The 7370-nt window shown below is 66.8% G+C and carries 8 protein-coding genes; 7 read left to right on the top strand and 1 reads right to left on the bottom strand.

Features of this window, described 5'->3' with window-relative positions:
- Positions 1-285 precede the first annotated feature (285 nt).
- Positions 286-1557, bottom strand: a complete 1272-nt coding sequence (locus B7G54_RS35990) for an SGNH/GDSL hydrolase family protein (protein WP_085043433.1) — start codon at positions 1555-1557, stop codon at positions 286-288.
- A 200-nt stretch (positions 1558-1757) separates the two neighbouring features.
- Between B7G54_RS35990 and paaA the strand changes: the two genes are divergently transcribed.
- The 7 genes from paaA (at position 1758) to B7G54_RS35955 (ending at position 7145) form a co-directional block, all read left to right on the top strand.
- Positions 1758-2756, top strand: a complete 999-nt coding sequence (paaA, locus tag B7G54_RS35985; protein ID WP_027788584.1) for a 1,2-phenylacetyl-CoA epoxidase subunit PaaA — start codon at positions 1758-1760, stop codon at positions 2754-2756.
- 37 nt (positions 2757-2793) lie between these two features.
- A complete protein-coding gene (gene paaB / locus B7G54_RS35980; protein WP_031396947.1) occupies positions 2794-3078 on the top strand; it encodes a 1,2-phenylacetyl-CoA epoxidase subunit PaaB in 285 nt (94 codons plus the stop codon).
- Positions 3079-3088: 10 nt separating this feature from the next.
- The gene (paaC, locus tag B7G54_RS35975) at positions 3089-3892 is read left to right on the top strand and encodes a 1,2-phenylacetyl-CoA epoxidase subunit PaaC (protein WP_085043432.1); all 804 of its coding nucleotides are present in this window, start codon (positions 3089-3091) and stop codon (positions 3890-3892) included.
- Between the two features lie 23 nt (positions 3893-3915).
- Positions 3916-4476 carry a 1,2-phenylacetyl-CoA epoxidase subunit PaaD gene (gene paaD / locus B7G54_RS35970; protein WP_085043431.1) on the top strand — a complete coding sequence of 187 codons (561 nt, stop codon included), beginning with the start codon at positions 3916-3918 and terminating at the stop codon, positions 4474-4476.
- A gap of 5 nt (positions 4477-4481) precedes the next feature.
- On the top strand, positions 4482-5570 hold the full coding sequence (gene paaE / locus B7G54_RS35965) for a 1,2-phenylacetyl-CoA epoxidase subunit PaaE (protein ID WP_085043430.1): 1089 nt from the start codon (positions 4482-4484) through the stop codon (positions 5568-5570).
- 128 nt (positions 5571-5698) lie between these two features.
- Positions 5699-6523, top strand: a complete 825-nt coding sequence (locus tag B7G54_RS35960) for a DUF1835 domain-containing protein (RefSeq protein WP_085043429.1) — start codon at positions 5699-5701, stop codon at positions 6521-6523.
- Positions 6524-6539: 16 nt separating this feature from the next.
- Complete coding sequence (locus B7G54_RS35955) at positions 6540-7145, top strand: TetR/AcrR family transcriptional regulator (protein ID WP_027783292.1); 606 nt, start codon at positions 6540-6542, stop codon at positions 7143-7145.
- The last annotated feature ends 225 nt before the right edge of the window (positions 7146-7370 follow it).

Genomic DNA, 7370 nt, shown 5'->3' with positions numbered 1-7370 from the left:
CTACACTACATCGTTGCGACTGCGGGGCTCATCTTCCAGGCCAGCTGCGCGCCCCAGACTGCAGCACACCACCGACCCTGCTTCCCTCTTCCGCGCTGCGTTTCCGTTAGCGCGAAAGAGGCGTGATTCTAAGCACCCGCCCCCGTCCGCGCAAGCCCCTTTGTGAAAATATTTTGAAAAAGCCCCCGTGCGCTGACGCGCACGGGGGCTTGGGGCTCGGCTGGCCGCGTAACGCCGCCGCCCCGTCAGGTCGCCAGCAACACTTCCTCTATATATAGAGGCGCGTCACTTGCCACCCACTGCCGCCTGCAGTTGCTCGACCGGCACCGCGTCGGCCATCGCCGTGTAGCCGGCGTCGCTTGGATGAATACCGTCGCCGCTATCGTATCGACGCTGCAGCGCGCTCGGGCGCGCCGGATCGCGCAGCACCGCATCGAAGTCGACCACGCCGTCGAACCCCTTACCGCTCCGGATCCACCGGTTCACCTCGAGCCGGATCGCCTCGCGACCCGCCGGCAACCCGGCCGGCGTGAGCGTCGCACCGAAAACCTTCACGCCCTGACGGTGCGCCGCTTCGACCAGCCGACGATAGCCGTCGATCAGCGACGCGGCCGTGACCTGCGTATGCGGGTGGTCGCAATCGAGCCCCGCACGCGGCGGCATCGCCGCAAAGTTGATGTCGTTGATCCCGATCAGCACGATCGCCGCCTTCACCCCTGCGCGCGACAGCGCATCGCGTTCGAACCGCGACGCCAGCGACGTGCCGTAGCACGCCGAATCGCTGAGCAGCCGGTTCCCGCTGATACCCAGATTCGCGACGCCGATCGATTCCGCGCCGGAGGCGGTCAGCCGGCGCGCCAGCGCGTCCGGCCAGCGGCGGTTCCGGTTCACGCTCGAGCGCAGCCCGTCGGTGATCGAATCGCCGATCGCTGCTACGCTGGCGCGCGCGGAACCAGCCTCGACCGCAAGCTCGGTCACCCATGCATATTGGGTAAAACGGGTACGGAACGCGGCGGCACCCGGATCGCTCACGTGATCACCCGGCGCAGACACGTAATTGAACTGGTTCGATACGCGGTGCCAGACCGTCATCCGCTGGTTCGCCCCCATCTGGAGGCTGATCGCATATGGCAACCCGGCCGCCACGTCGATCGCCACCGGATCGCTTTCGAGCTCCTGGCCCGGCGCAAGTGTCACCGATGCCCTGCCGCCGAACCGGACCGGTACCGCCGCGCCGCCAACGAGCGCCGCGCCCTCGCCGGCGCGCGCAAGGCTCGCCGCCTCGACAACCAGCGGCACACGACCGTATGCATTGCTGATGCGGATCCGCGCGGCGCGCCCCGACACCGTCGGATAGACGATCTGGCGTACGGCCCGCCCGGCCACGTCGGGCGCGCGATAGAGCGGCGGCGGTGCGGCAAGGTCGGGAATCGGCTGCAACGCGGTCGCCCACGCGGCCACCCATCCGGCCGGCGCGGCCGAAGCCGACGCCACGAGCGGCGAGACAAAGACGGCCGCACCCAGCACGGCCGCGGCGATACTGCTTCGGAATGACATCGGCAAAATCCTCGTCGGAAAGCGGGCATTGTGCCGCAGAAGACGCGAACCCTACGTGCCGGACCACCCTCACGCCATCCGATCGCACCCCGACATCCCTCGTTTACCCGAGTCTCGCTGCAAATCCACAAGAAATTTATTAACCGACCGGTCGGTTGGTTTATACTTCGCACACATTCAACCGGACGAGAACCTCCGCCATGTACACGCAATCCCTCGACATCCCCGGCAACGTCGCGCCGCTCGACGCCGCAGCCGAGTCGCCCGAGCAGGCGCGGTTCGACGCGGTCATGGCCGCCGACGGCAAGATCGAACCGCAGGACTGGATGCCCGATGCCTATCGCAAGACGCTGGTTCGCCAGATCTCGCAGCACGCGCACTCGGAAGTGGTCGGCATGCTGCCCGAAGGCAACTGGATCTCGCGCGCGCCGAGCCTGAAGCGCAAGGCGATCCTGCTCGCGAAGGTCCAGGACGAAGCCGGCCACGGCCTCTATCTTTATAGCGCGGCCGAAACGCTCGGCGTGTCGCGCGATTCGCTGATCGACGCGCTGCACGCCGGCAAGGCGAAATACTCGAGCATCTTCAACTACCCGACGCCGACCTGGGCGGATGTCGGCGTGATCGGCTGGCTCGTCGACGGCGCCGCGATCATGAACCAGATCCCGCTGTGCCGCTGCACGTACGGTCCGTACGCGCGCGCAATGATCCGCGTGTGCAAGGAAGAATCGTTCCACCAGCGCCAGGGTTTCGACGCGCTGCTCTCGATGATGAAGGGCAGCGATGCGCAACGCGCGATGGTCCAGCAGGCCGTGAACCGCTGGTGGTGGCCAGTGTTGATGATGTTCGGCCCGAGCGACGCCGATTCGGTCCACAGCAACCAGTCAGCGAAATGGGGCATCAAGCGGATCACGAACGACGACCTGCGGCAGAAGTTCGTCGACGCGACGGTCGACCAGGCGAAGGTGCTTGGCGTGACGCTGCCCGACCCCGATCTGAAGTGGAACGAGGCGCGCGGCCATCACGACTACGGCACGATCGACTGGGACGAATTCTGGCGCGTGGTCAACGGCGACGGCCCGTGCAACAAGGAACGCCTCGCGACCCGCGTGAAAGCGCACGAGGACGGTGCATGGGTACGCGAAGCCGCACTCGCCCACGAAGCGAAGCGCCGCGCGCGCGCCGAACAGCACGCCGCCTGAGCGGCACACCATCGAATTCAGGATTCAGGAGAAAGTGATGAACAAGGAATGGCCGATCTGGGAAGTGTTCGTGCGCAGCAAGCAGGGGCTCGACCACAAGCATTGCGGCAGCCTCCACGCCGCCGATGCGTCGATGGCGCTGCGCATGGCTCGCGACGTCTACACGCGCCGCCAGGAAGGCGTGAGCATCTGGGTGGTGCCGTCGTCGGCGATCACCGCGTCGGATCCGGGCGAGAAGGCCGAACTGTTCGAGCCGGCGGGCGACAAGATCTACCGTCACCCGACGTTCTACACGCTGCCCGACGAAGTCAACCACATGTAACGCCCGCGCCATGACGATCACGCCCGAACACCTCTCCTACGTGCTGCGCCTCGCGGACAACACGCTGATCCTCGGTCAGCGCAACGCCGAATGGTGCGGCCACGGCCCGATCCTCGAGGAAGACATCGCGCTCACCAACATGAGCCTCGACCTCATCGGCCAGGCGCGCATGCTGTACACGCACGCGGCCGAACTCGAGCGCCAGCTCACCGGCGCGACGAAGACCGAGGACGACTACGCATACTTCCGCACCGAGCGCGAGTTCGCCAACTTCACGCTCGCCGAGCTGCCGCACTACGGCCCGGTGGCCGGTACCGCGCACGCCGACAAGGACTACGCGGTGACGATCGTGCGCAATTTCCTGTACTCGGCGCTGATGCTGCACCTGTGGAGTGCGCTGGAAGCGTCGACCGACACGCAGCTCGCCGCGATCGCCGCGAAATCGGTGAAGGAAACCCGCTATCACGTGCAGCACGCACGCGAGTGGCTCGTCCGCCTCGGCGACGGCACCGACGAATCGCACCGTCGCGCGCAGGACGCGCTCGACTACCTGACGCCGTACACGCGCGAATTCTTCGCCGCCGATGCGATCGACGCTGCGGTCGCCGCCGAAGGCATCGCCCCCGCGCCGGCTACGCTCGAAGCGGCATGGCGCGCGGACGTGGACGACGCGCTCGCCGAGGCAACGCTCACGCTGCCGGCCCCCGTGCAGCATGTGACGACCGGCAAGCAGGGCGAGCACTCGGAGCACATGGGCTACCTGCTCGCGGAACTGCAAAGCCTCGCACGCCAGCACCCTGGCGCGACCTGGTAACCCCGACGCCACGGAGCCCGACGATGTCCGTCCAGACCGCCCCTGCCAACGCCGTGCCTCCCGCGCACCACGACGATCCGTTGCTCGCCCGTGCGTGGGACGTGCTCGAAGCCGTGCCCGACCCCGAGATCCCGGTCGTGTCGATCCGCGAGCTCGGCATCCTGCGCGACGTCCGCCGCGCGGACGACGGCCAGCTCGAAGTCGTGATCACGCCGACCTACTCGGGCTGCCCGGCCATGTCGCAGATCGCGGAGGACATCGCCGCCGCACTGCAGGCCGCCGACCTCCCGCCGCACCGGATCGAGACGGTGCTCGCGCCGGCGTGGACGACCGACTGGATTACGCAGGAAGCCCGCGACAAGCTGCGGGCGTACGGCATCGCGCCGCCGGTCGGCCAGTGCGGCAGCACCGCGCCGCGGGAAAACGTCGTGCGCTTCGTGCCGCGGCCCGTCGCGGCGCCCGCGTGCCCGCGCTGCGGCTCCGCCCGTACCGAGCGTCTCGCGCAATTCGCGTCCACGGCCTGCAAGGCGCTGTATCGCTGCGTCGACTGCCGCGAACCCTTCGACTACTTCAAACCTTATTGACCGATATGGCGACCCCGCAATTTCATCCGCTGCGTATCCGCGACGTGCGGCCCGAGACCGCCGACGCCGTGACCGTCTCCTTCGACGTGCCGCCCGAGCTGCGCGACGCGTACCGCTTCACGCAGGGCCAGTTCGTCACGCTGAAGACCCACATCGACGGCGAGGAAACGCGCCGCTCGTATTCGATCTGCGTCGGCACGACGGACTACGACCGTGACGGCGAACTGCGCATCGGCATCAAGCGCGTGCGCGGCGGCCGCTTCTCGAACTTCGCGTTCGATACGCTGAAGCCGGGCCACACGATCGACGTGATGACGCCGGACGGCCGTTTCTTCACGCACCTGAACGCCGATCACGGCAAGCAGTACGTCGCGTTTTCCGGCGGCTCGGGGATCACGCCGGTGCTCGCAATCGTGAAGACGACGCTCGAACTCGAGCCGCGCAGCACGTTCACGCTGATCTACGGCAACCGCAGCGTCGACGCGATCATGTTCGCGGAGGAACTCGAGGACCTGAAGAACCGCTACATGAACCGCTTCGTCCTCTATCACGTGCTGTCGGACGACCTGCAGGACGTCGAGCTGTTCAACGGCGTGCTCGACCAGGCGAAATGTACGGAATTCCTCGGCACGCTGACGCCGGCCGACGCGATCGACGAAGCGTTCATCTGCGGCCCCGCGCCGATGATGGATGCGGCCGAGGCCGCACTGAAAGCAGCCGGCGTGCCGCAGGCGAAGGTGCATGTCGAGCGCTTCGGCACGCCACTGCCGCAGGCCGGCGCGCCGGTCGTCGAAATCACCGACCAGACACCGGCTGCCGACCTGGAAATCGTGCTCGACGGCAAGAAGCGCAAGCTGCGGCTGCCGTACGAAGGCGTGAGCCTGCTCGATGTCGGCCTGCGCGCGGGCCTCGCGCTGCCGTACGCGTGCAAGGGCGGCGTGTGCTGCACGTGCCGCGCGAAGGTGCTCGAGGGCGAAGTGCGGATGGAGAAGAACTACACGCTCGAAGCGCATGAAGTGAAGGACGGCTTCGTGCTCACGTGCCAGTGCCACCCGATCAGCGACAAGGTCGTCGTGAGCTTCGACGAGCGTTGAGCGACGTCGCGTCGCGGCGCCGGACGGTTTCTCGCCGTCACACATCTCGCTTACACTAGGGGCCGCCGGCCGGCTGGACATCGCAACGTCCGCCCGGCCGGCGGCTTTCTTTTGTTGACGACAGGCCGATGAGTACCATTCATGTGATTCAGGGCGGCACCGCCGCCGCGTCGCTGCGCGAAGCACTCGCGCAAGCCGGACGCGACGAGCACGTCGTCGGATTGCTCGACGATCTCGGTGTCGGGCCGCTCAAGGGCGCCGACGAGACGCCCGACACGCGCGCCACCTTCTGGCAGCGCGTGCTCGGCGACCGGATTCCCGACTGGAACGCAGAGATCGAAGGCGAATTCGCGCGCCTCGACCAGCTCGCGACGGATACGGGCCAGGTGGTCGTGTGGCATGCGCCGAGCGTCGGCGACAAGCTGCTGCTGCGCCGCGTCGCCTACCACCTTCGCAACGTCCCGCAGCGCCTGAACGAAGTGCGGCTGTCGGCCGCCGACCTCGACTCGGCGCAGCGCGCGTCGCTGTCGCGCACCGACCAGGCGTGCGCGACCGGCATGTTCTCGCCCGCCGAACTGGCGCGGAAGCGCCCGGTGGCCGCGCCGATCTCGGTGCTGCGCATCGGCCGCCTCGCGCTCGAATGGCAGGAGGCGAAGCACCTGAACGCCGAGCTGCGCTACTGGGTCAGCAACACGATCAAGAGCGGCCACTATGAGGATCTCGACGCGCTGATCGTCGCCCGCACGGAAACCGACTGGCTGCCCGCGCGGCGCCTCGTCGGCAGCATCATGGCCGACGCCGACCGCGGCGGGCTGTTCGTCAGCGACTCGATCGCCTGGTGGCGCTGCCGCGAGCTCGCGGCAGCCGGCCGGCTCGAACTGCAGGGCGACGCGCCCGGCGCCCTCTCTACCTCGCAGGTGCGTGCGGCCCGCACGGCCACCGCACACTGCTAATTTTCCGTATTCGACCATGGCCCGTACCCGAGCGCCCGACCACGAATCCCAGCGCGAGCAGATCCTCGATCTGGCCGCCGAGAAATTCGCGCAGACGAGCTATCCGAGCACCTCGATGTCCGATCTCGCGACCGCGAGCGGCACGTCGAAGGCACGCCTCTATCACTATTACGAGAGCAAGGAAGCGATCCTGTTCGACCTGCTCGACCGCTACACGAAACGGCTGATGCTGATCATCGCCGAGGTCGAAGGGGCGAGCCAGCGGCGCGGCCTCAGCGAGCGCGACGCGTTCGCTGAGCTCGTGCGCGCGTTCCTCTCGGAATACGAGACGTCGCACAGCCGTCACGTCGCGCTGCTCAACGACGTGAAGTATCTCGAGGACGCGCAGCGCGAAATCGTGCTCGACCGCCAGCGCGACATCGTTGCGGCGTTCACGCGGCAGCTTGCACGCGCGTACCCGGACCGCATCTCGAAGGAAAACCAGACGTCCGTGACGATGATGGTGTTCGGGATGATCAACTGGACGTTCACATGGCTGAAGCCCGGCGGCCGCCTCGGCTACCGCGACTTCGCCGAGCAGGTGATCGACCTGATCGAGCGCGGGCTGTCGACAGCCGCCTGATTGACGCGCAGCAGCAAGCGTTGCGCGACGGGCACACTGCGACCGCCCGCCACGCATTTCATATGATGAATTTTAAATTCGTTTAAAATCAAATAGATATAGAATTAACTAAGCGGATTTAGAATTCATCCTCCAGCTTAAACATCGTCAAATACGGGTTTTCCCCAATCCGTGGGCCGACGGTCGGGTAAAATGCTGTTGCATTGCACAACCCGCTGTACGGTC

It is taken from the genome of Burkholderia puraquae, from assembly GCF_002099195.1.
GTDB classification, from domain to species: domain Bacteria; phylum Pseudomonadota; class Gammaproteobacteria; order Burkholderiales; family Burkholderiaceae; genus Burkholderia; species Burkholderia puraquae.
Note: the sequence above shows the minus strand (reverse complement) of the source record. Positions and strands in the feature narration are given on the sequence as shown.

Coding starts and splice junctions, on each gene's coding strand:
- paaC (WP_085043432.1), top strand. CDS start 3,089: ATGACGATCACGCCCGAACACCTCTCCTACGTGCTGCGCCTCGCGGAC.
- paaE (WP_085043430.1), top strand. CDS start 4,482: ATGGCGACCCCGCAATTTCATCCGCTGCGTATCCGCGACGTGCGGCCC.
- B7G54_RS35960 (WP_085043429.1), top strand. CDS start 5,699: ATGAGTACCATTCATGTGATTCAGGGCGGCACCGCCGCCGCGTCGCTG.
- B7G54_RS35990 (WP_085043433.1), bottom strand. CDS start 1,557: ATGTCATTCCGAAGCAGTATCGCCGCGGCCGTGCTGGGTGCGGCCGTC.
- paaB (WP_031396947.1), top strand. CDS start 2,794: ATGAACAAGGAATGGCCGATCTGGGAAGTGTTCGTGCGCAGCAAGCAG.
- paaA (WP_027788584.1), top strand. CDS start 1,758: ATGTACACGCAATCCCTCGACATCCCCGGCAACGTCGCGCCGCTCGAC.
- paaD (WP_085043431.1), top strand. CDS start 3,916: ATGTCCGTCCAGACCGCCCCTGCCAACGCCGTGCCTCCCGCGCACCAC.
- B7G54_RS35955 (WP_027783292.1), top strand. CDS start 6,540: ATGGCCCGTACCCGAGCGCCCGACCACGAATCCCAGCGCGAGCAGATC.